We start from the raw sequence: 24,107 nt of genomic DNA, 5'->3' as shown, positions 1-24,107 counted from the left end.
TCCAAATAGTTGGTTTCCGTCAACCTGAACTCGTTTCAGGTTCTCACCATGATTTGTCCATCAATGGGATGGGATTCTGAAATACATTCAGAATGACGACGTCCTCTATGGATTGTTCTCCGTTATGGGGATTGACCGACTACTTATCAATAAAAAAGAATCTGCTCAAAAAATTGGTTTCCGTCAACCTGAACTCGTTTCAGGTTCTCACCATCATTTGTCCATCAATGGGATGGGATTCTGAAATAAATTCAGAATGACGATATTCTCTTTGGATGATTATCCCTTAATGGACAAAAAATGGGGTCAGATGAATGACCTATCGAACCAAAATAACATCAACGCAAACCCATGATTCCTCAACCCAAACCTTGTAACCGTCATTTACATGTGCAACATTTTTGCGCATAGGTTAGTTTGGTCAAAAAAATAAGAATATGACCACATTAGAAACGATAAACCTCTTACAGAAAATTTGTTTGATCGCCGCGGGCGTTATTCTCTACCTTGCCGGATGGCTACATGGTGCCCACTGGGGGAAAAGAAACCGGATCTAACACAATACCCTACCGTTTCGGACGTTTAAAATGCTGTCCCAACCAAAACCTACTTGAGCCATTTTTACACAAGACCCCCTTATCAGACGCATTCTGGTCCTCTGCCAGAACCAACACTACATTATTGCCATAAGTGAACTCTGGAACGGTGCCCTGCAATACGCCTGTTGGCACAAACCAAAAACGTTGTTGGAAGAATCGAGTTTGATTGTGACTGGTGGTTCCTCCCTCAATTCTCCCAAAAAAGACAAAACGGAATACCATTTTAGGCATAAGGGCTGGTGTTTTTCCTTGGAAAAGATCGTACCCCCTGGCACTTTTACCGTTCCTTTGATCTTTTTGGAAGTCACGGACCAGGAGCAAAAAAAAAGTACCTGGAAAATGGAAGAAATGCCATTGCCCAAGTACTTAGGTAATTTTTTATGATCGGACCCTAACCTTTGTAGGTCACGCGGTAGATAGCGTCGCCCACATCATCAGAGATCAACAACGATCCATCTTTTAAGAACAATAGGTCAACCGGCCTTCCAAAGGCTTCTTGAGATTCCTCATCCAACCAACCATAGATAAAAGGTTCGTAGCCCACAGGTTGGTTGCCGTCCAATTTCACCAAGGAAATGCGGTACCCCACTTTGGAGGAACGGTTCCAAGAGCCGTGCTCGGCCAAAAAGGCGTGGCCCTTATAACTTTCGGGGAACATACTGCCTGTATCAAACTTGACACCCAAGGCCGCTACGTGAGCACCCAAAGGCTGTACCGGAGGTACAAAATCGGAACAGGGACGCTGGGAACCAAAATCAGGATCGGGAACCGTGCCTCCATGACAAAATGGAAAACCAAAATGTTGACCCACCTCGGTCAAACGGTTCAATTCGCCTGGAGGGGTGTCATCGCCCATCATGTCCCTATTGTTATCGGTAAACCACAGTTCCTTTGTTTCTGGGTGCCAGGTAAACCCAACCGTGTTGCGCACCCCACGTGCAATGATCTCGCGGTTGCCACCATCGGCATCCATACGGGTAATGGACGCAAAGCGTTCGTCCACCGAAGTACTGTCGCAAATATTACAAGGTGCGCCTACAGGCACGTATAGTTTGTCATCGGGTCCAAAGGCGATGTATTTCCAACCGTGGTGGAAATTGCCCGGGTAATCGTCATAGATCAATTCGGGTTCCTGAGGGTTTTCCAACTGCTGCTCAATATTCTGGAATTTGAAGAGTCGGCTTACGGCCCCCACGTACAGGGCGCCATTTTTAAAGGCCACTCCATTGGGTTGCTCCAAATCCTTGGCGATAATATAGGTGGTATCGCCCCTGAAATCCCCATCGGTATCTTTTACGGCATAGACCACGCCTTCGTTGCGTGTTCCTACGAAGAGGGTGCCGTCATCGCCCATAGCCATGGAACGGGCACCGTCCAAGCCTTCGGCATACACATCAATTTTAAAGCCTTCCGGCAAATGCAATCGGTCCAAAGGCAAACTGCCCTGATAAGTTTGCTCCACTTCGGCCTCCTCGGTGGCTTCTTCCTTTTTTCCGTTACAGGAAAGCACGGCCAGGGAAAGTGCACAAAGGGTTATGGACCTAAAGGTCAAATCGTAAATTTTCATGTTGCGTTTTTAGGTGTTTTAGTTTCTGATCCCCCTAAGCTAAAACAAAATGATGGAAATGTGGAATACAAGTGGGCGTACTTTTGTGATAATCCTACTCTTTTTCCCCATAAGGGGCCAAGGTACCCTGATACCAAATATTGGTGCGATGGCTGCTGGACATGGCAATCCGTGCCGTGCGGTTGGCGTACAATTGGGCTACTACCTGATAGGCTTCCGTGCCTTGGTTCACGTTGAATTTGATGATATAACCTGTACCCTTGGTAGCGGGCTCCAACGAGTATTCCTTTGGAATACCTTCGAACTTGACACCGGTTTGTTGGGGATTGTAGGTGCCACCCATCCGGCGTTCCCCAAAATAGGGAAGGTCGGCCTTGACGCTATCCCCCACCATTCGAAAATATCCACGGGATCCTGAAATATCGATACGGCTAGCGGTGCTGCCCTGAGGTAAAAGTCCTGCGTTGGCAATGCTGTTCAAACTTTGGCTGGCCATAGGTTGTGCCCAAGTGGCCTGAATTTCGAAACGTTGGTCACGGACCATTTGGTCCAAAGCCGCCACTTCTTCGGGTGTAGCCTGATAGGTAGCGGAACACCCTGCCAAAATGAACAAGGCAACGGCAAATACGGAATGGAACAGGGTTTTCATAGCGAAAGGAATTGACCCTATAAAGTACAAAAAATGACGGGATTTCCGAGATAAATAACGCCGTGTTAACGTTTGAAGCGTTCAAAAATGGCCAAGGTCTTTTTGGTATTGATGAAATAAACCCCTGTGAGCAAAATGGTGGCAGCGAAGATGGATTGCACCGTAATCTGTTCTTTCAAAAAATACCACCCCAAGAGCATGGCCACAATGGGGTTCACATAAGTAGAGGTCGCCACTTTTTCCGGGGAAACGGTTTTCAACAAAAAATTGAAGGAGGTAAAAGCGACGATACTGCCAAAAATCACTAACAGGATCATGGACCATTGTACCTTGCCACTCCAATCCATGGGTGAGGACCATTCTTCACCAAAAGCCAAACTCATCAAGGCCAAGGTAATACCGGCCGTGAACATTTGGTAGCCGGTGTTTACAAAGTAATTGGTTGGCAAATCGGCACGGGCCACAAAAAGGCTTCCATAGGCCCAACTGAGCAAGCAGAAGAAGATCATAATCATTCCGATGACGGAATCTTCATTGGCGACAATCTGTTTTTGGCTCACCAATAAATAAATCCCAATGATGCCCAAAATCACCCCGATAAAGGACATGGGTTGTATCTTTTTACCCTGAAGCATCCACATCAACAATAAAATAAGGAGGGGCTGGGCAGAGATCTCAAGGGCGGCAAAGCCACTATCCACATACTTGAGGGCCCATACCACTACCCCATTCCCAAAACTGAGAAAGAATATGCCTGCCAAAAAGGTGTTGAGCAATTGTTTTTTGGTGATGGTCAACGGAATCTTCATGAACTTGGCGATCACAAAGATCAAGAGTCCCGCGGTAACAAATCGGCACGAAGCCAGCATGAAGGGCGGCAATTCCATAACCGCAACCTTGTTCAACAGATAGGTGGATCCCCAGATGAAGTAAATGGCAAAAAAGGCTAATAATACCAGTGCGGAGTTTGAGGATCTTCCCATTCCAAGACAAGTTGTTTGCCCTGCAATATTACGGATGTTTAAAAGAGTATAAAACAGATGGAAGCCATCTTTTACCACAAAATGGCTTCCATGTGTTAGTGGTAAGTAGGTTTAAAACGACTTGCCCATATTTAAGAGATAGGCTGCAAAATCGCTTTCCAGCTTGCGGAACCTGCCCATTTGTTCCCGTATTTCAAATTCCAAGACTGCGCTGATACCATCCTTTTGCTTTTTGATAAGGTCAGCGATTTCTTTTTGGTGTTTCGTAAAAATCTTGAAACTGTTTTTTAGGGCATTGAACTTTTCAAAGTCGGAAGGACATTTGGGCTCATTGGTATAGGAACCCAGCTTATTAAAAAGCCGTTGTATGGTAGCATTGTTCCGCTCCATTCGAACCAAGAGCTCTTGTTTGGTGTGAATGCTGTTTTCTGCAATATGGGCCATGACTATCGTTTTTTGGGGATAGATGCTTTATGACCATTAAGTTAGGTAATATCTTACAGAGTTGTACCTTAATTAACTTTCATTTAATGGTTTAGTTAACAATTATCAACAAAAAAGGCCCGGTGTACAGAACATCGGACCTTTTTGGAATATTTGAAAACCGAATGTTAGTTGTCGGTTTTTTCGTAAGCTTCTTGTTTCAATTCATCGCTGGCAATAATGGCCAACTCCACGCGTCTGTTCTTGGCTTTACCCTCTGCAGTTTCATTGCTTTCACGAGGTTGTGTCTCCCCATACCATTTGGTGGTAAACCTGCTACTTGAAACCCCTTTCGAAATCAAATAATTTGTAACGGATTCCGCTCTTTGTTGGGACAACTTCCAGTTGTACTCATCGCTACCTGCGCTGTCCGTATGTCCTTCAACCAAAATGTTGGTTTTTGGGTATTCCTTAAAAATGCCGGCCATTTTGTCCAAAGTAGTAGCAGATGTTCCTTTTACATCAGATTTGTTGGTGTCAAAATACACCCCTGCATCTTCATTGAAGGTTACGTTGATCCCCTCACCCACACGTTGTACTTCCGCACCTGGAATTTCTTCCTCGATACGTTCGGCCTGTCTGTCCATACGGTTACCGATATAACCACCTGCAGCACCACCCACTACGGCACCGATGATGGCTCCAAGGGCCGTATTTCCTTTTCCAACGTTGTTACCGATAACTCCACCGATAACCGCGCCACCTCCAGCACCGATCACGGCACCTTTTTGGGTATTGTTTGCATTTTTGACCGCGTCACAGCTCAGGATAAGGCTCAAGGCCAAAACGGCTGTGGTTCCTTTTAAAAGTATTTTTTTCATGTGATTATTTTTTTGAGAATTCGTAAACAATGGTAACAGGTTGTCCGTTAACCGATACGTTGGATTTTAGGGTCATGTTCTGAGGTGTAAGGCTCACAATGTTCAAGCGGTAGCCGTACCCTCCAGAAATGTCCTTGCGCTTATCGTCGATAAACTTGAACTGCAATTGACTGCTGTAGTTTTGGGAAGGCTCCACAACGGACCATCTGAAAAAGCGATCGCCACCTTGACAAAGACTACCTTGTTTAATGGTATATCGTCCTGTACTGTTGTTGTCGCGGAAGAACCACTCGCTGTCCTCAAAGCAGATATCCTCTGCATCGTTAAAAATGACGGATTTAAAATTACCGGAATTGTTCTCGTAGTGAACGTTGTCCAAGTTCCAGGTGCCGCTAAGAAGGTTTCTTTGGTCCCTTGCACTCTTGGAAACGGAACATGATGAGATAAAAATTCCCATCACAGCTAATAGTAGAATTGATTTTTTGATCATAAGATTAAAGTTAATGTTCAATAAAAGATACGAATTGGGGCGCAATTATAGTTGTTATCAAAATGTGAAAATCGGTAAATCAACCTATTTTAATAGGCGTAAAGGTCTAACAAAACTTGCTCAAAACGCTTTTTTGGGAGATAATTTTCCTCCAAGGCCTTGGCGAAAGGAACCGGTGTTTCCAAACTGCCCACCCGCTTGACCGGGGCGTCCAAATATTGGAAACATTCCTCCATCACCATGGCAGAAATATCGCTAGCGATACCCCCGAACAATGTGTCTTCCTGTAAAATAATGAGCTTGCCTGTTTTTTTGACCGAAGCAAAAACGGCTTCGATATCCAAAGGTTGAAGGGTACGCAAATCTATGAGATCGGCATCAATTTCAGGGTGTTTTTGCAAAGTTTCCAACGCCCAATGTACGCCTGCACCAAAGGTGACAATACTGATGGACTTGCCTTCCTTGACCACATGGGCCTTCCCGAAGGGTAACGTGTAATAATCCGTGGGCACATCGCCGTACACACTACGATACAATCCTTTGTGTTCAAAAAACAGCACGGGATTGGGGTCGTTGATCGCGGTGTTCAACAATCCTTTGGCATCATAGGGCGAGGATGGATACACCACTTTGAGTCCTGGGGTTTTGGTGAACCATGCTTCATTGGTCTGGGAATGGAAGGGTCCGGCCCCTACTCCACCACCACAGGGCATGCGCACCACTACATCCGCTTTTTCGTTCCAACGATAATGTACCTTGGCCAAATAATTTACGATGGGGTTGAATCCAGAGCTTACAAAGTCGGCAAACTGCATTTCCACCACGGCTTTCATCCCGTTGATGGAAAGACCCATGGCCGCGGAAACGATGCCGGACTCACAAATAGGGGTATTCCGCACCCGACTTTTTCCAAACTTGGGCACGAATCCTTCGGTAATTTTGAAGACACCACCATAATCCGCAATATCCTGACCCATGATGATGAGTTCGTTATGCCGGTACATGGATTGCTCCAAACCTTCAGAAATGGCATCTACAAAGCGGGTGTTCTTTGTTTCTGAATTTGGATTTACTTCTTGATATTCAAATGGATGATAAACCTCATTTAATTCTTTAGTTTCATTAAAAGAAACTGGAGATTCTTCAAAAGCCTTATCCAAATTTTCATTGATTTCCTCCGAAATATCCGCTTTTAACTGTTCTATTTTTTCCGGGGTCAACACGCCTTCTTCCAACAAAAAAGCCTCATAATTTGCAATGGGATCTTTTTTGCCCCACTCCTTCATCAATTTTTCCGGAACGTATTTAGTGCCACTGGCCTCTTCATGTCCGCGCATGCGAAACGTCTTGAATTCCACCAGAACCGGCCTTGGTCTTCTGCGAATGGCCTTGCACAATTCATCGATTTTGGTGTAGACTTCCAAAATATTGTTCCCGTCAATAATCCGGGATTCCATGCCATATCCTTTGGCACGTTCCGCCAAGTTTTCGCAATTGTATTGTTCATTGGTGGGCGTAGAAAGTCCGTATCCATTGTTTTCAATGCAGAACAAAACGGGAAGGTTCCAAACGGAAGCCACGTTCAAAGCTTCATGAAAATCGCCTTCACTGGTGGCGCCTTCTCCTGTAAAAACTGCAGTTACACGTTTTTTCCTTCGGAGCATGTCCGCCAAGGCAATGCCATCGGCTACACCCAATTGCGGACCTAAATGGGAGATCATCCCCACGATCCTGTATTCTTGGGTCCCAAAATGAAAACTGCGGTCCCGACCTTGGGTAAAACCGCTCTGTTTTCCCTGCCATTGGGCAAAAAGTCGGTATAAAGGAATATTGCGAGAGGTAAACACGCCCAGGTTACGGTGCATGGGCAAAATGTACTCGGTCTCCTTAAGAGCCTGGGTAACCCCAACCGAAATAGCCTCCTGACCAATACCACTGAACCACTTGGAAACCTTGCCCTGCCGCAACAGGATAAGCATTTTTTCCTCTATCAATCTGGGCTTTAACATCCCAGTGTACAAATCCAGCAGCCTTTGCTCGTCCAGGTCGCCAATATGATACCTCATAGATAAAAATTCAACAGGATAAAAGTAGTAAAAAGGGTTCCATCTTCCTTCAAAATTCCAAAACGTTCGGCATTATTCATTACTTTTGGCATTATTTCAAAATTGACACAATGAGTGCTATACCTAGTGTAAACCTTGGGGATTTTGTCTCCGGGGACCCAGCCAGAAAAGAGAAATTTGTCAAAGAAATTGGTGCTGCTTTCGAGGATATCGGATTCGTGGCCCTGAGCGGACACTTTTTGTCCGACGAACTGGTGGACCAGCTTTATTCGGAAATCAAAAAGTTTTTCCAACTGCCCCAAGAAGTGAAGGACAAATACGAAATAGAAGGTATTGGGGGGCAACGAGGCTATACCTCATTTGGAAAGGAGCATGCCAAAGGCAAAAAGGAAGGCGATTTGAAGGAATTCTGGCATTTTGGCCAGTATGTAGAGGACAATCCCAAATTGGAAAAGGAATATCCTGCCAATGTGGAAGTGACCGAACTTCCTGATTTTAACGAAGTAGGCAAGGAAACCTACAAAATGCTGGAGAAGACCGCGCAATATGTGTTGCGAGCGTTGGCCCTTCATTTGGATTTGGAAGAAACTTATTTTGACGAGTACATTAAGAACGGGAATTCCATTTTAAGGCCCATCCACTACCCTCCCATTACCACGGAACCCAAAAATGCCGTTCGTGCGGCGGCCCATGGCGATATTAACCTGATCACTTTACTCATGGGCGCCCATGGAAAAGGATTGCAAGTACAAAACCACGAAGGAGAGTGGGTAGATGCCATTGCCAGACCCGACCAATTGATGATCAATGTAGGCGATATGCTTTCGCGATTGTCCAACAACAAATTAAAGTCCACCATACACCAAGTAGTGAATCCACCAAGAGAATTGTGGGGAACATCTCGATATTCCATTCCATTTTTTATGCATCCCATAAGTGAAATGCCACTGAACTGTTTGGAAAATTGTGTTGATGCAGAACACCCAAAAGGGTTTGAGGACATCACCGCCGGAGAATTCCTCCACGAGCGATTGATCGAACTGGGATTAATCAAAAAATAAGGTTATGGACTTGAAGGACCAACTCAAAAACCTCTTCCCTGACCATGTGCCCCAAGAGGAACCGGAACTGGAAAGCAAGGAACCTTCCTATTGGCTTCAGGACGATCCCATCATCTGCAAATATGAAAAGCGAAAGGGAAAACCGATAACCATCTTGGAAGGTTACAACGGTGCGGACAGCGATTTCAAGAAATTGGCCAAAGATCTGAAATCCTACTTGGGCGTTGGAGGTAGTTTCAAAAACGAAACCATCATTATCCAAGGGGATTACCGCGATAAGATTATGCAATTCCTAAAGGAAAATGGATTTTCCGTAAAAAGGGTTGGGGGCTGACAGAAATCTTTGCAAAGCCCTCCGCAAACTTGACCGATGTTAAAAAACGGGGGTTGATTACCAATGTTTTGTGAAAAAATTTTTGAGTTCATCGTTTAAGTCTTACTTTTATTCTTCCTAACCAACAAAAAACTAAGCTGAAAATGAAATCACTGTTGCACATTACCAACGGGGACAGTTTCACGTCTAGACTGCAGTCTTTACAGCTAAAAGGAGACATTATTACATGGAGGGAAATGCTTTGCGAAGGCAAGACACTTTGTTCCGTCGGAAGTGAGTCATTCTGGAAGACCCGCTTCGAATTTCTCAACAAAAACTACAAGATCAGCAAGTCCTGGTTCGTAGAAAAAACGCTGAAAGAGTACCGTTCCCTCTGTAACCACAAACAACAGGACCATATTGTTTTATGGTTCGAGTACGACCTTTTTTGTCAAATCAACATGTTGGCCGTATTGAGTTGGTTGAAGACCTACAGGAGAGATGCAGAAATTTCATTGGTCTGCAGTGGCAAGGAAGACGATTCTGAAAAATTATATGGCCTCAATGAGTTAAGCGATGAGAAATTGCTTCAACTTTATGAAAACAGGACCATTCTTTCCCAAGACGATATTGAATACGCCGACTACATTTGGCAATTGTACTGCAGCGACAATCCCATCCGTTTGGAAAACCAAATTGCCAATAACGATTTTCAGTTCGAATACCTTTCCGATGCCCTCAAAACACATTTGAAACGTTTCCCTACCATTAAAAATGGATTGAACGATTTGGAGAACCATGTTTTGCAAGTGGCTGCCGAGATGAAACCGAAATCCAAAGCGGAGTTGATGCACGAATTGATTACCAACCAAGGATTCTATGGTTTTGGCGATTCACAGTACGAGCGTATCGTGACCACTTTAAAACCACTTTTCAATTCTTTTAGCCCTGTCAAATTGACAAAAAAAGGTATGGAAGTATTGAAACAAGAAACCAACTATTATTCTCAAATACGTGATAATCAAATGTATTTGGGCGGTTCTTTAAAGTATAACTTCTTATACAATACTGACACCAATCGCATCCTTAAACTCTAGTGAATGGCCAGTTTGGGCAGCTCAGAACTTATTCTGAACCCTGATGGCAGTATCTACCATCTAAATCTTTTACCGGAGGACATCTCCCCCATCATCATTACGGTTGGGGACCCAAGTCGTGTTTCACAGGTTTCCCAATGCTTTGATTCCATCGAAGTTCAAAAAACAAAAAGGGAATTCGTAACCCATACTGGTTTTTATTCCGGAAAACGAATCACTGCGCTTTCCACAGGCATTGGAACGGACAATATTGACATCGTTTTTAACGAATTGGATGCTTTGGCCAATATCGATTTCCAAACACGCAAGGTCAAAGATCAAAAAACACAACTGAATATTATACGGGTCGGTACATCAGGCTCCATCCAAGCAGACATTCCCGTGGATTCCTTTTTGATGAGCACTTCGGGTATAGGATTTGATGGACTGTTGCACTTTTATGAGTCTGGACACGTAAGAAACCAACCTTTTGAAAAAGCACTGAATGATTATTTGTGCTGGGATAAACATAACATCCATCCTTATGTAGTGGATGGCGACCCTGAATTGATTGAATTTTTTTCATCAAATCGTATACGATATGGTGTAACGGGAACTAATTCAGGTTTTTATGGTCCGCAAGGAAGGTCGCTTCGACTCCAGACCAAGATTCCTGATTTTAATGAAAAACTAGCAGCTTTTTCCTGTCAAAATCAACGCATAACCAATCTTGAAATGGAGACCGCAGCCATGTATGGTTTGGCAAAAATGCTTGGACACAGGACTATTTCGTTAAATGTAATCCTGGCCAACCGGGCAACTATGGAATTTTCCAAAAAAGGAAGGTTGTCCATAGATGGCTTGATCAAATACACTTTGGATACCATTGCACAAAATCCACTGGTATAATTTTTTTAAACCTCATTTTGAAAAAATACCAATTGGAATCCTAATTTTAGACCTTAAGTTGAATCATACAAATGAAGAAAGTCAGAATCATTGGAGTTCCCGAACATTTTAACCTGCCTTGGCATTTGGCCATGGAGGATGGTGCTTTTGAAGAACGGGGTATTGATTTGGAATGGACAGATGTTCCTGAGGGCACTGGTAAGATGGCGCAGATGCTTCAAGAAGGGGAAACCGATCTGGCCATCATTTTGACAGAGGGCATGGTGAAAAGTATTTCGCAGGGCAATCCTTCCAAAATTGTTCAAGTTTTTGTGGCTTCTCCCCTTTTGTGGGGCATTCATGTGGACGCCAGCAGTACCCGCAACACCATCAAGGATATTGAACATGATAAAGTGGCCATAAGTCGCTTGGGTAGTGGTAGTCATTTAATGTCCTATATCAACGCCCAAAATCAAGGTTGGGACACCAAAAAGCTTCAATTTGAAATCATCAACAATTTGGATGGTGCCGTGGAAAATCTCACTGGAGGTTCCAATGCGTATTTTATGTGGGAATATTTCACCACAAAACCGTTGGTGGACAAAGGCATTTTTAAACGCGTTGGGGACTGCCCTACTCCATGGCCATGCTTCGTGATTGCTGCCACCGATACTTTCCTAAAAAATAATTCAGGTTTGATGAAACATGTACTGGACGTCATCAATCTGTATACCGAAGAATTCAAATTCATACCCAGTATTGATAGAACCTTGGGCAATAGATACGACCAAAAATTAGAGGACATTCAATCCTGGTTGTCCAAAACCCGATGGGGACAGGATCCACTTCCAAAGGAAACCTTGAACGAAGTACAGAAAAGACTATTCGATTTAAAACTTATTGAAGAAGTTAAGAATGCATCCGCATTCTTTTGGGAATAATGTGGCTTCGACTCCGCTCAGCCACCTTTATTCTTGACTCCGCATGGCCACCTTTATTCTCGACTCCGCTCAGCCACCTTTATTCTCGACTCCGCTCAGCCACCTTGATCCAATCATCGAACAATCGAACAATCCAACTATCTGAACCACCTACCAATCAATGGCCGGTTTTCCCATCTGTTGTAACAACATATTGGTCTTGCTAAAGTGATTGTTCCCAAACCAAAGTCCGCGGTTGGCACTTAAAGGCGAAGGGTGCCCTGAGGTTAGGATATGGTGTTTGGATTTATCGATCAAAGCAGATTTCTTTTTGGCAAATCCGCCCCACAGCAGAAATACAACTCCTTCCAATTCACTGGAAACCGTTTTGATCACGGCATCGGTAAAGGTTTCCCACCCTTTGTTCTGGTGGCTGCCCGCTTGATGGGCCCTGACCGTTAACGTCGCATTCAATAACAATACCCCTTGGTCCGCCCATCGTTCCAAATTGCCGCTTTGGGGATAGGGCTTGGCCACATCCGTTTTAATTTCCTTGAAAATATTGACCAAGGAAGGCGGGTGCGGAATACCATCCTTCACCGAAAAACAAAGTCCATTGGCCTGACCTGGGCCATGATACGGATCTTGGCCAATAATGACCACCTTGGTCTCTTGAAACGGACAATGGTCAAAAGCGGAAAATATATCCTTACCCTTTGGGTAACAGGTATTTTGTTGATATTCCTGTTTTACAAATTGGATCAGTTGTTGAAAATAGGGTTTGTCGAATTCGGGATTCAAATGAGCCTTCCAGCTAGGTTCAATGTTCACATTCATGGCAGAAACTTACTTCTTTTTGGTCAGTTTGTAGATCAAATATCCAATTCCCGCCACAAAATGCAACAAGATAATGCCAGCAATTATATAGATCAGTGTATGGTCGTTCTTCATATGCTTATCCTTAAGGTGAAGTGGAAAAGTCCAAAATTAAGCATTGCGTAGCGTTTTGCATGACCACTCCGCACAAAATCCTATCTTTGCGCTGCTAGTGAAAAAAGATGCATAATATTCACCCCAAAACACTTCAAGACCTCGAATTCCCGACGGTATTACAACAACTTGCCGCCCGATGCAATACAGAATTGGGCAAGGAGCTTGCTTTGGATGTTGCACCTATTCCAAACCGGGAGGAATTGTTGGAAAGTTTGGGACAGACCTCTGAATATTTAGCTTCGTTTTCCAATGACAACCGAATACCCAATCACGGATTTGATCAAATCAATCCTGAATTGGGACTTTTAAAGATCGAGAACAGCACTTTGGAGGTCGCTGGATTTCGAAAAGTTGGCAGCATTTGCAAAACTGTTGGCATCCATCAAAAATTCCTCAAAAAATTCAAGGATTACTATCCCCTTTTATTCGGGAAATCTGAGGCACTGGAATCCAATTCCTTTGTTCCCGAAGCCATTGACCATGTCATCGACAAGTTTGGGGAAATCAAGGACACTGCTTCGGATGAACTAAGGAGTATTCGGGTGCAGATCAATGAAGTGCGAGGCAAAATCAACCAAAGTTTTGGGGCAGCATTGGGTCGCTACCAATCCTTGGACTTTTTGGATGAGATTCGGGAATCCGTAGTGGAAAACCGAAGGGTCTTGGCCGTTAAGGCCATGCACAGAAAAAAGGTGAAAGGCACCGTGATGGGCACATCCAAGACCGGAAGCATTGTATACATTGTTCCCGAAACCACTTTAAGCTATGCCAGGGAACTCAATAATCTGGAGTTTGAGGAGAAAGAAGAAATCCAGCGTATTCTGAACCAATTGACGAACCAGATTCGTCCGTTTGCCGGATTGTTGAAGGAATATCAAGGGTATTTGACGGATATCGATATAACGGCTGCCAAGGCAAAATATGCCAGTGAAATGAACGGCGTGCTCCCGGAGTTCAATGAAAACAGAGAGCTCAACCTTCGGGATGCCTTTCATCCACTACTCTATCTATCCAACAAACGAAAGCATCAAAAAACCTGGCCGCAGACCATAAAACTGCATCCTGAAAACCGCATTATTGTGATTTCCGGGCCCAATGCCGGTGGAAAAAGTATCACTTTAAAGACCATCGGACTATTGCAGGTCATGCTGCAAAGTGGTATGCTCATCCCAGTTCACGAACGCAGTTCCGTGATTCTTTTCGATAAGATTTTGACCGATATCGGGGACAATCAATCCATTGAAAATCATCTAAGTACGTATAGTTATCGACTCAAGAACATGAACTACTTCTTAAAGAAGTGCAATCATGAAACCTTGTTCTTGATCGATGAGTTCGGTACCGGGAGTGATCCCGAATTGGGAGGAGCTTTGGCCGAAGCTTTCCTAGAGGTTTTTTACGAACGGGAAGCTTATGGTGTTATCACCACCCATTACGCCAATTTGAAGGCCCTTGCCAACGAACTGCCTTACGCCACCAATGCGAATATGCTCTTCAACTCAAAAACATTGGAGCCCACTTTTCAATTGGTTTTGGGTGAAGCGGGAAGTTCGTTCACTTTTGAGGTGGCCCAAAAAAATGGAATCCCCTACTCCTTGATCAACAAGGCCAAAAAGAAAATTGAACGCGGAAAAGTGCGTTTTGATGAGACCATTGCCAAACTGCAAAAGGAACGCAGCAAAATGGTGGAAACCGGGACACGCCTACAAGAAGAGGAATCCAAGGCCCGTGAAGAAGCGGACCGATTGGAACAACTCAATTCCAAAATCAAAAACAAACTGGAGAGCTATCAGGAAATGTACGACCACAACCAGCGCATGATCCAATTGGGCAACAAGGTGAACACCATTTCCGAGCGATATTTCATCGACAACAAAAAAAGACCCCTTATTTCTGAATTGCTGCGCATTGTGGAAACCGAGAACAGCAAACGGAAAAAAACTTCTGCCAAAAAGGCCAAGGAAAAACAAGAGCAGCAAAAACAAGTGGCCCAAGAACTGGAGCATGAGATCAAACAGGTTCGGGTGGAGAAAATCGTTAAAAAGAAAAAGGAAGTCCAGGCTGAAAAGAACAAACCACGACCCGTATTCAAGATTGGTGACCGAGTGCGCATGATGGATGGAAAGGCCGTTGGCAGTATCGATACACTCGAAAAAGGCAAAGCCGTTGTAAATTATGGTCTTTTCACCACCAATGTAAGTGTGGACCAATTGGAGTTGGTAGAGGCCAAGAAATAATTACCGTTGTCATTTCCACATGAGGAACGGAGGGACGATTGAGAAATCTGATGCATTATTGATGCTGAGATTCTTCGCTTCGCTCAGAATGACATTTTACTTCATTAATGCGTAAGTGGGTAAGTTCAAATCGCATGTCATTTCGAAATGAGGAACAAAGTGACGATTGAGAAATCTAATGCATTCTTGATGTTGGAGATTCTTCGCTCCGCTCAGAATGACATTTTACTTCATTAATGCGTAAGTGGGTAAGTTCAAATTGCATGTCATTTTGAAATGAGGAACAAAGTGACAATTGAGAAATCTAATGCATTCTTGATGTTGGAGACTCTTCGCTGCGCTCAGAATGACAATTTCCCGAAGTACATTGAAAATACCTAATTGCTTGTATCGCAATCCAAAATATTTCTTCGAAATTGGTATCGGTCGGTAAAAGTGGACGAAACAATTTTTAGCTTTGAATTATTGGCCCACTAAACTTCATCCTTTAACCGAATACAGCTAAACATGAGAATCGAAAACCAACTGTTTTTCAGTGTGATTTGTGTGTTGTCCTACTACCAAATAAATGCTCAAAATGTTAAAGAATGTGACTGCTCCACCATTGGAATCGATGGTAGCTGGGCAAAAGAAAATAATGTAAGTTGCTACAAGGCTCCCATCAACATGATTTACAACGACCCTGACAAGGGGACAAAGGAAATTGCGTTCATAAAAGCAAAAAGCAGTGAAAAAACCAATTTAGATCCTATCCTTTATCTACATGGCGGACCAGGAAATGCCACTTTGGACGTAGCCCAAAAATATCTCAGCAATCCCTTTTGGAAAAAATTAAGGGAAAAACATGACATAATCATGTTGGACTATCCCGGAAATGGATTTTCAGGGCCCTATCTATGTCAAGATTTGGAGGAAGCGGTGGCAGCAGTTTACGCCTCCGATTTGTCCGAATTGGAGCAAAAAGAGAAAACAAATAAATTGTACATGGATTGCAGGGATTCCTTGGAATCGAAGCAGATTCCCATCAATACCTTTTCAACTTTTCAGATTTCGGCGGATGTGGATGAAATACGCAAGTTATTGGGCATTGTCAAATGGAACGTTTACAGTGTTTCCTATGGTACTTCGGTAGCCATGTCGTACATGCGCCATTTTGAAGAAAGCATCAACCAAGTGATATTGGATTCACCGTTTCCTCCAAATGCAAAGAGCTTCAGTTTTGTCAGCACTTTGAATGAAACACTGAATCATCTGCAAACTGTCATCGATATGGATATTAACACGGCCAAGGCCTTTCCTGATATTATCAATGATTTCGCCACAGCATCGGAACGATTAAACAAAAAACCGCTTCAAATGGAAGGTTCCGTGTTGTCTGGAGATGATTTTGCCAACATCATGTTAATGACATTTTACAAGACGAAATTGGTGCCTTTGATTCCGCTAGCACTTAAGGAATTCGCAAGCGGTAATGATGAATTACTATCCAAATGGGTAAACTCCTTGTACTCCAAAGTTGAGTATGGCAAGGAAAACGATTTCCACAACCTTGCTGTTTATTGTTACGAATGCAAACCCAGAACCTATGATCAAACACCCTTGGCATTAGCAAGGAAATTTCCTTACTTGGCGACTTTGGCCGAAAAGGACTATATGGATATTTGCAGTACGTTCAGACCCGAATTTCCCGATTCTGAATTCTATGAACCCATAAAAACGAACCTGCCAACTTTGGTGATGTCAGGAGAATTTGATCCTGGCACACCAGTTTCCTATGGTTATAGCACCATAGAAAAAATGACGAATGCCAAATTCGTCATTGTCCCCAATGCATCCCATTCGGCAGCAACTTACAATGATTGCACTATGGGTATGGTGAAAGATTTTTTTGACATTCCAAATGCCAGCTTGAATACCGATTGCGTGAACCGTATTGAAAAACTGAAATTCGCCATTTCCGATTTAAAAACCGAAATGGATAAAATTACAGGGGATAAATAAATATAGAATTCAAAGTGATTTTATAAATAGTGTGGCTTAAATGTCGGTAGTACACCTAAATACCGATTTTAAGAATGGTTTCCTATTTATATCTACAGTGATGCCAATTTTTCAGCCGATATCTATCTATCGATTATATCATTCATGAATTTTCACATTATCCTTGAAAAATCAACAACAATCTCGATATTATTTTTTTACCTTGTTGTCCAACTTCTAAGACAATCACATTTAAAATGAAAGAAAAACCAGCTTCTACAACTAGAAGAAACTTCATTAAAAACACCGCAATGGCCTCTAGTATTTTCATTGTACCACGCCATGTTTTGGGTGGTCCTGGATTTTTAGCTCCCAGTGACCGCTTACATTTGGCGGCCATCGGCTCGGGCGGTAAAGGTGCCAGCGATATTGCCAATGCATCCGTAAATGGCAGGGAACGTGTAGTGGCGCTCTGCGATGTGGATTTTTCAGGTTCGGCCAAAAAGACGGTTGAACTTTTTCCAAAGGCAAAATTATTCAACGATTACAGGGAAATGCTGGACAAGGTCAAGGATATTGACGCCGTGACCATTAGTACCCCGGACCACGTACACGGACCAGCAGCAGCCTATGCCATGGGATTGGGCAAACACGTTTATGTGCAAAAACCATTGACCCATAACATTCGTGAGGCCAGGATTTTGACCCAAATGGCCCGTGATAAAAAAGTAGTGACCCAAATGGGTAACCAGGGTGGATCCAATCCATTGTTGGGAATGGTCCAAAAATGGGTAGATTCTGGATCTTTGGGAAAAATCACCAAAGTGGAAATTTGGACCAATAGACCGGTTTGGCCACAAGGTTATGCCATGCCTGCTCCAGACCCAGCAAGCAAGCCAGCGGACCTGGACTGGAACCTTTGGTTGGGCCCTGCATCGATGAAACCTTATACGCCTAACCTACACCCTTTCAACTGGAGAGGTTGGTGGGATTATGGAACCGGCGCATTAGGAGATGTAGGTTGTCACTTGGTTGATATACCTTACAGAACCCTCAAATTGGGATATCCTACCTCTGCAGAATGCAGCGTGGGAACCGTATTCTCCCAAATGTGGACCCCAGATTACCATCCAGAAGGTTGTCCGGCTTCATCATTCATTACTTTGACGTATGAAGCTACCGAGAAAACTGGATCACCATTGATCATGACCTGGAGCGATGGCGGTATCCGTCCATCACACCCAGAAATCATTCCTGCGGACAGCGATATAGGCGGTCCAGGAAGTTTCAACGGGGTGTTAATCCATGGAGAAAACGGAGTGATTTCTACCAATATCAACGACAGTTCACCATTGACGCCAAAACTATATTTGAACGATGGCACCACTGAATTTGGTCCAGAGGTTGAAGAAATGCCAGAACCGGAATACGGACACCAGCGCAAATGGGTAGACGCCTGTAAAGCAGGATTTGGAAGTGAGGAACATTTGGGCCTTACCTCTTCATTCGATTACGCCGGACCAATGACAGAAACCGTGTTGATGGGTAACTTGGCCATCCGTAGTTTTATGTTGAGAAGGGAAAACCCTGAAGGCCAGATGGAATTTTATGGTCGTAGAAAACTGATCTGGGATGGTGACAACATGAAGATCACCAACTTTGAGGATGCAAACCAATTTGTGACCCGTACTTACCGCGAAGGTTGGGAAATGTAATCAAGCAAAAACTATAATCAACTAAGGGCCGCTAAAAGCGGCCCTTTTGTTTTAACTGTGATAAATGGCATTCCTGTGGGAGAAAGGATTCAATAGTTGTTATTTGACATCAAGTCTACAACGACGATTGAGAATTCCGATATATTCTTGATTTATGTAGATTCTTCGCTCCGCTCAGAATGACATGCAACACGCTTGGGTGGACTGCAAAAAAAATATCAAAACGTCATTTCGAAATGAGGAACGAAGGGACGATTGAGAAATCTGATATAATCTTAAATTAAGTAGGTTCTTCGCTACGTTCAGCATGACCTTTTCAATCACATTGAACACAAGGCTTATCACTGTAACCATGCATTGCAGCCCAGTTTAAACATGCTGTTTTCGTTTCAAAACATGGAAGTCCCAAATTCAAGCTTTCAACACGCCATGGGCTACTTGTAGGACACCCATCCCCACAAAATTTTATGTCGATGTCCTCTACAAAAGCATCTTCACAAGTGCTCAATACCATGGAGAACAATAGCAACAAAACCCATTTGAACCCCTTAGTTTTCATCACCTTCAATTTTAGATCCTAGCATTAAGGTATACCAATTTTTCAGTATTCAAAATGACCCGGATCAATTACGGAGCTTAACAGTTTTTGATTGCGATATAATGTATTATAAAGTTTGAATTTCTTAGTTTTGTTATATGCGATCGCTGTCCACATATAACAATGAACTAAAGTTGAAAGGCTTCAACGTTTTTCAAATTGAGGAAGATGGGAATGCCACTCGGGTTTACAGCAGGAAGGAGTTCTATAAAATTTGCCTGACCACGGGAAAGAGTAAGATCCATTATGCGGATAGGACTTTCGAAGCCGAAGGAACCATCCTGTTTTTTGGAAATCCACACATCCCGTATTCCTGGGAAACCTTATCGTCTACCTATGTGGGTTATACCTGTTTGTTTTCGGATGATTTTCTACTACCCGGGAACCGATCGGAAAGTTTGCAGCAATCGCCATTGTTCAAACTGGGAGGCACGCCCATTTTGGATATTTCGACCGAGCAGAGGGATTTTTTGAACGGAATCTTTCAAAGGATGATTTCCGAGCAACAATCTGATTATGAATTTAAAGATGACCTTATTCGGAATTACATCAACCTGATTTTACACGAATCATTAAAATTAAAACCCTCGGAGAAATACAACCAAAACAAAAACGCCGCTGAACGGTTGACTTCCGTTTTCATGGAATTGTTGGAAAGACAATTTCCCATTGAAAGCCCCGAAAGACCACTTCAAATGAAAAGCCCAAAAGACTACGCCCAACAACTTTCGGTACATACCAACTACTTGAACCGTGCCGTGAAACAAGTCACCGGAAAACCCACATCGGCACATATATCGGACAGGATCACCCACGAGGCCAAGTCCATATTACAGCACACCAACTGGAACATTGCAGAAATAGCCTATGCCCTAGGGTTTGAATACCCCACTTATTTTAACCACTTCATTAAAAAGCAAACAGGAACCGCCCCATCTTTCCTTAGAGCTTAATTGGTTTGAAAATTATAATCATTGGTTTGAATCTCATTAACCCAAATCTTTGGGTTGAAGGTAATTTTGCATGTATAAACGTTCACGAAGATGTCCAACGATACAAAAGACATATTCCAAAGATTACTGAATGGGGAAACGATTCCTTTTAATGACCCGGACTATTTCAAGATTAGGGAAGCTTCATTGATTACCAGAAAATTGGTTTACCAACTGAACCGAACCATTGACCCAATTGAAATCAGGTATTTATTGGGTCAAATTACAGGAACCAAGATTGATGAAAGTGTTGGCGTGTTTACTCCCATCTACATCAACCATGGAAAAAACTTAAAACTGGGGAAGAACGTCTTTATCAATTTTGACTGTACGTTTCTGGACCTAGGCGGTATAACCATTGAAGATTATGTGCTCATTGGTCCAAAAGTAAGCGTGCTCACAGAAGGACACCCCATTGATCCGAACCAAAGACAGTCATTGTCCACAGCACCAATTTTGATAAAAAAGAATACATGGATAGGCGCCAATAGCACCATTTTAAAAGGAGTCACCATCGGAGAAAATTCCATTGTTGCAGCTGGCTCCCTAGTGAACAAAGACGTGCCAGACAATGTGGTTGTTGGTGGAGTGCCGGCTAAAATCCTGAAGCATATTGATTAAATTAAATCGAATAAAAACATTCAAATGAAAAGAGGCGTCAAAATCATGTTGCTTGCTGGGCTCGCAGGAATCGTATTTTCCTTTCTGGCATGTAATGATACTATTAAAAATGAAAAAGCGACAGATATGAACTCGAATGAAGAAGATTTGGACTTTATTTTCCCAAAGGGAAACCTTGGTCCTAAGGAGCTGTTTACAGGAAATGCATATAACATAGGCCTTGTGGATATTGATGATGTGTACACCACTGCGGTGGGCAACGTTTATTTTGAACCTGGGGCAAGAAGCAATTGGCACACACACCCATCAGGACAAATTTTGGTCATTACGGATGGCGTTGGCTATCATCAAATTGAAGGGCAGCCTATTCAAGTTATCAAAAAAGGAGACGTGATCAAATGCCCGCCCAATACCAAACATTGGCATGGTGCCAGTCCTGATACAGGCCTGCAACAACTTTACATTGTTCCAAATACCGAAAAGGGCATTGTAGCCTGGATGGAAGCCGTGACTGACATGCAATACAATAATATCAACCAATAAACGTGGAACATCCAAAGTATTCAAGAAGGGAATTCGTGCAGCAAACCACCTTGGCGGGCACAGGAGTTATACTTGCAGGAACTGCACCATTGCTGTCCAATAATTACAATAATAACAAAATCATTATGAAGGAAAATATAAAATCAAAAGGTTATGCAGCCTTTGACACATCTGGAACATTAAAGCCATGGGAGTTTGAACGACGTCCTGTAGGGGATAATGACATCTTGATCGATATTAAATTCGCCAGCATTTGTCATTCCGACATTCATCAAATGAAGGGACACTGGGGTCCACAACAGTATCCACAAATTCCCGGACACGAGATTGTGGGCATTGTTGCTGAAGTAGGTAAAAATGTGACCAAGTTTAAAATAGGTGACCATGCGGGGGTTGGTTGTATGGTGGACAGTTGTATGGAATGTGATAGCTGCACCCATGGTGAGGAACATTTTTGTGAAAAAGGCGAAACGGTTTTCACTTATGGGTACCCAGAAGCATCTTCGCCGACCGGAATATCACAGGGAGGGTATGCCTCCAACATTGTAGTCAGGGACCATTTTGCGGTCCATATTCCAGAACACATTAGTTTGGAAGAAGCCGCCCCGTTGTTATGTGCTGGGATCACCACCTACTCCCCATTGATGAATGCCCAATTTAAAATTGGCGACAAAGTAGGGGTTGCAGGAATTGGCGGACTTGGGCATTTGGCTGTAAAATTGGCAGTGTCCAAAGGAGCGGAAGTGTATGCTTTTACAACCTCCCCCGAAAAAGTGGATGATATAAAATCATGGGGGACAAAAGAAGTGATTGTTGTGGATGAGTCATTTGGCAGCATGAGTGCTTATGCTAAAAAACTGGACTATATGATCTGCACCATTCCATATCAGTTCAACTCGGCACCATACATTGCCTGTGTTAAACCTTATGGCCATTTTACCTATGTTGGAATGCCCAATGGGTTCGAATTGACCTTTAGCAATATCAATTTGGCAGCCACACGGGTCAATTTCAATGCATCACTAATCGGCGGAATACCAGAAACCCAAGAGGTTGTGCATTACTGCGCAGACAACGGAATACGACCGACCATTGAGATGATTTCCGCCGAACAAATCAACGATGCTTGGGAAAAAGTGGTGAACAAGGAAGCGCGTTATCGTTATGTGATTGATGCGGCAACGTTTTAATATCTGAAAAAGAAAAAATTATCATTTATGGGAACGGTCCAAGCCTTGGCTTGGACCACCCTTTTTTAAACCAGAAATAAATACGCATCGATGTTTATTTTATTGCCCAATGATTTTTTTTCGGTGCGCTTTCCCCCAGTCCGTCAAATTATTGATAATGGTCTGTAACGTTTTCCCATGCTCTGTAAGTTGATATTGTACGGTAACGGGTTGTGTATCTAGAACAATCCGCTTGATCAACTTGTTTATTTCTAGCTCCTTCAATTCCTTGCTCAGCATTTTGTTGGAAATACCTTTAACATCATTTAAAATATCGGAAAACCTCCTCTTGTTGTAATAGCAGATGGAAGAGATAATGGATATTTTCCACTTTCCACTCAACACATCCATGGCATCCTGCACGGCCAACATTTCTTTTTTATGCGCATCTGCGCGGATTTCTTTACATTCCATACTACTTCTTGTTACCAAAAGGTTACTTCGTTACTTCGAAGTTACAGTTACTTTTCGTAACAAAGTTACTAAAATAAATTAACGGGTTCTACCTTTGTGGCTCAAACAAAAAAAATATTAAAATGAGTTTTACAGACAAAAGCGTAGTTATTACCGGAGGAAGTACCGGTATTGGATTGGCTACGGCAAAAGCTTTTATAGAAAATGGTGCCAATGTGCTCATCACAAGTAGAAGTTCTGCCAACCTTGAAAAAGCAGCGGCGGAAATCAACAGTCCAAAATTGAAAACCGTGGTTTCGGATACTTCAACCTTAATAGGTATCTCATCTTTGAAAAAAGCGGTTGAAGAAAGTGGAAACAAAATCGACGTGCTCTTCCTTAACGCGGGCATAGCAGTATTTGCACCCATCGGTCAAGTAACGGAAGAAGACTTTGATGCGCAATTCAACACGAACGTAAAGGGTTCCTTCTTTACGTTGCAAAAGTTGCTTCCGCATTTGGCTGATGGCTCATCAGTGCTATTCACGTCCTCAACAGTAGCTACGGCAACAAGCCCTGGCACCAGCATATATTCTGCCACCAAGGGGGCATTGAACAAAATTGCACAAATCGCTGCAAATGAATTGGCAGAAAGACAGATCAGAGTAAACATTGTTAGTCCAGGACCTACGGAAACACCTGGATTTGACAAGGCAACACAAGGTGCGGCCAAAGACTTCTTTGCCGCAGCCACAGCTTTACAAAGAATGGGAAGGTCCGAGGAGATTGCAAAAACAGTCTTGTTCTTGGCTTCTGACGATGCAAGTTTTATTACAGGAACAGAATTGTTGGTAGATGGTGGATATATCAATTATGCATTAAAGTAATTG

The 24,107-nt window shown here is 43.1% G+C and carries 23 protein-coding genes; 14 read left to right on the top strand and 9 right to left on the bottom strand.

Annotated elements, in window-relative coordinates; genetic code table 11:
- The first annotated feature begins 746 nt into the window (after positions 1 to 746).
- Positions 747 to 983 carry a hypothetical protein gene (locus LKX84_RS05250; protein WP_228236060.1) on the top strand — a complete coding sequence of 79 codons (237 nt, stop codon included), beginning with the start codon at positions 747 to 749 and terminating at the stop codon, positions 981 to 983.
- A 7-nt stretch (positions 984 to 990) separates the two neighbouring features.
- On the opposite strand, the gene LKX84_RS05245 is transcribed toward LKX84_RS05250, so the two are convergent.
- The 7 genes from LKX84_RS05245 to LKX84_RS05215 form a co-directional block, all read right to left on the bottom strand.
- The gene (locus LKX84_RS05245) at positions 991 to 2,166 is read right to left on the bottom strand and encodes a PQQ-dependent sugar dehydrogenase (RefSeq protein WP_228236059.1); all 1,176 of its coding nucleotides are present in this window, start codon (positions 2,164 to 2,166) and stop codon (positions 991 to 993) included.
- A gap of 94 nt (positions 2,167 to 2,260) precedes the next feature.
- Positions 2,261 to 2,815 (bottom strand): DUF4251 domain-containing protein, encoded by a 555-nt coding sequence (locus LKX84_RS05240; RefSeq protein WP_228236058.1) that lies wholly within the window; start codon positions 2,813 to 2,815, stop codon positions 2,261 to 2,263.
- A gap of 65 nt (positions 2,816 to 2,880) precedes the next feature.
- Positions 2,881 to 3,798, bottom strand: coding sequence for an EamA family transporter (locus LKX84_RS05235; RefSeq protein ID WP_228236057.1), 918 nt, complete (start codon positions 3,796 to 3,798; stop codon positions 2,881 to 2,883).
- A 111-nt stretch (positions 3,799 to 3,909) separates the two neighbouring features.
- The gene (locus LKX84_RS05230; RefSeq protein WP_228236056.1) at positions 3,910 to 4,242 is read right to left on the bottom strand and encodes a hypothetical protein; all 333 of its coding nucleotides are present in this window, start codon (positions 4,240 to 4,242) and stop codon (positions 3,910 to 3,912) included.
- A gap of 167 nt (positions 4,243 to 4,409) precedes the next feature.
- Positions 4,410 to 5,102, bottom strand: a complete 693-nt coding sequence (locus LKX84_RS05225; protein ID WP_228236055.1) for an OmpA family protein — start codon at positions 5,100 to 5,102, stop codon at positions 4,410 to 4,412.
- 4 nt (positions 5,103 to 5,106) lie between these two features.
- Positions 5,107 to 5,592, bottom strand: a complete 486-nt coding sequence (locus LKX84_RS05220; RefSeq protein WP_228236054.1) for a lipocalin family protein — start codon at positions 5,590 to 5,592, stop codon at positions 5,107 to 5,109.
- 89 nt (positions 5,593 to 5,681) lie between these two features.
- Complete coding sequence (locus LKX84_RS05215; RefSeq protein WP_228236053.1) at positions 5,682 to 7,658, bottom strand: thiamine pyrophosphate-dependent enzyme; 1,977 nt, start codon at positions 7,656 to 7,658, stop codon at positions 5,682 to 5,684.
- 110 nt (positions 7,659 to 7,768) lie between these two features.
- On the opposite strand from LKX84_RS05215, the gene LKX84_RS05210 reads away from it, so the two are divergent.
- The 5 genes from LKX84_RS05210 (at position 7,769) to LKX84_RS05190 (ending at position 11,937) form a co-directional block, all read left to right on the top strand.
- Positions 7,769 to 8,719 (top strand): isopenicillin N synthase family dioxygenase, encoded by a 951-nt coding sequence (locus LKX84_RS05210; protein WP_228236052.1) that lies wholly within the window; start codon positions 7,769 to 7,771, stop codon positions 8,717 to 8,719.
- Positions 8,720 to 8,723: 4 nt separating this feature from the next.
- Positions 8,724 to 9,053 (top strand): translation initiation factor, encoded by a 330-nt coding sequence (locus LKX84_RS05205; protein WP_228236051.1) that lies wholly within the window; start codon positions 8,724 to 8,726, stop codon positions 9,051 to 9,053.
- 143 nt (positions 9,054 to 9,196) lie between these two features.
- Entirely contained in the window at positions 9,197 to 10,129 is a 933-nt protein-coding gene (locus LKX84_RS05200; RefSeq protein WP_228236050.1) for a DUF1835 domain-containing protein, read from the top strand.
- Between the two features lie 3 nt (positions 10,130 to 10,132).
- Complete coding sequence (locus LKX84_RS05195; RefSeq protein ID WP_228236049.1) at positions 10,133 to 11,017, top strand: nucleoside phosphorylase; 885 nt, start codon at positions 10,133 to 10,135, stop codon at positions 11,015 to 11,017.
- Between the two features lie 71 nt (positions 11,018 to 11,088).
- Positions 11,089 to 11,937, top strand: coding sequence for a substrate-binding domain-containing protein (locus tag LKX84_RS05190; RefSeq protein WP_228236048.1), 849 nt, complete (start codon positions 11,089 to 11,091; stop codon positions 11,935 to 11,937).
- Between the two features lie 150 nt (positions 11,938 to 12,087).
- Here LKX84_RS05190 and LKX84_RS05185 read toward each other — a convergent pair whose 3' ends face one another.
- Positions 12,088 to 12,753, bottom strand: coding sequence for a uracil-DNA glycosylase (locus LKX84_RS05185; RefSeq protein ID WP_228236047.1), 666 nt, complete (start codon positions 12,751 to 12,753; stop codon positions 12,088 to 12,090).
- 221 nt (positions 12,754 to 12,974) lie between these two features.
- On the opposite strand from LKX84_RS05185, the gene LKX84_RS05180 reads away from it, so the two are divergent.
- From LKX84_RS05180 to LKX84_RS05150, 7 genes are all read left to right on the top strand, one after another.
- The gene (locus tag LKX84_RS05180) at positions 12,975 to 15,146 is read left to right on the top strand and encodes an endonuclease MutS2 (protein WP_228236046.1); all 2,172 of its coding nucleotides are present in this window, start codon (positions 12,975 to 12,977) and stop codon (positions 15,144 to 15,146) included.
- Positions 15,147 to 15,653: 507 nt separating this feature from the next.
- Positions 15,654 to 17,147: an alpha/beta fold hydrolase gene (locus tag LKX84_RS05175; protein ID WP_228236045.1), complete on the top strand. Its 1,494-nt coding sequence runs from the start codon at positions 15,654 to 15,656 to the stop codon at positions 17,145 to 17,147.
- A gap of 236 nt (positions 17,148 to 17,383) precedes the next feature.
- On the top strand, positions 17,384 to 18,841 hold the full coding sequence (locus LKX84_RS05170) for a Gfo/Idh/MocA family protein (protein ID WP_228236044.1): 1,458 nt from the start codon (positions 17,384 to 17,386) through the stop codon (positions 18,839 to 18,841).
- A 696-nt stretch (positions 18,842 to 19,537) separates the two neighbouring features.
- Positions 19,538 to 20,392, top strand: a complete 855-nt coding sequence (locus tag LKX84_RS05165; RefSeq protein ID WP_228236043.1) for a helix-turn-helix domain-containing protein — start codon at positions 19,538 to 19,540, stop codon at positions 20,390 to 20,392.
- 90 nt (positions 20,393 to 20,482) lie between these two features.
- On the top strand, positions 20,483 to 21,052 hold the full coding sequence (locus tag LKX84_RS05160; protein WP_228236042.1) for a sugar O-acetyltransferase: 570 nt from the start codon (positions 20,483 to 20,485) through the stop codon (positions 21,050 to 21,052).
- Positions 21,053 to 21,076: 24 nt separating this feature from the next.
- Complete coding sequence (locus LKX84_RS05155) at positions 21,077 to 21,595, top strand: cupin domain-containing protein (RefSeq protein WP_228236041.1); 519 nt, start codon at positions 21,077 to 21,079, stop codon at positions 21,593 to 21,595.
- 2 nt (positions 21,596 to 21,597) lie between these two features.
- Positions 21,598 to 22,785 carry an NAD(P)-dependent alcohol dehydrogenase gene (locus tag LKX84_RS05150; RefSeq protein ID WP_228236040.1) on the top strand — a complete coding sequence of 396 codons (1,188 nt, stop codon included), beginning with the start codon at positions 21,598 to 21,600 and terminating at the stop codon, positions 22,783 to 22,785.
- A 99-nt stretch (positions 22,786 to 22,884) separates the two neighbouring features.
- On the opposite strand, the gene LKX84_RS05145 is transcribed toward LKX84_RS05150, so the two are convergent.
- Positions 22,885 to 23,238: a winged helix-turn-helix transcriptional regulator gene (locus LKX84_RS05145; protein WP_228236039.1), complete on the bottom strand. Its 354-nt coding sequence runs from the start codon at positions 23,236 to 23,238 to the stop codon at positions 22,885 to 22,887.
- A gap of 122 nt (positions 23,239 to 23,360) precedes the next feature.
- On the opposite strand from LKX84_RS05145, the gene LKX84_RS05140 reads away from it, so the two are divergent.
- On the top strand, positions 23,361 to 24,104 hold the full coding sequence (locus tag LKX84_RS05140) for an SDR family oxidoreductase (protein WP_228236038.1): 744 nt from the start codon (positions 23,361 to 23,363) through the stop codon (positions 24,102 to 24,104).
- The last annotated feature ends 3 nt before the right edge of the window (positions 24,105 to 24,107 follow it).

The organism is Allomuricauda sp. M10, from assembly GCF_020782875.1.
Classification (GTDB): Bacteria; Bacteroidota; Bacteroidia; order Flavobacteriales; family Flavobacteriaceae; genus Flagellimonas.
This window is presented reverse-complemented; position numbering and strand designations above follow the sequence as displayed.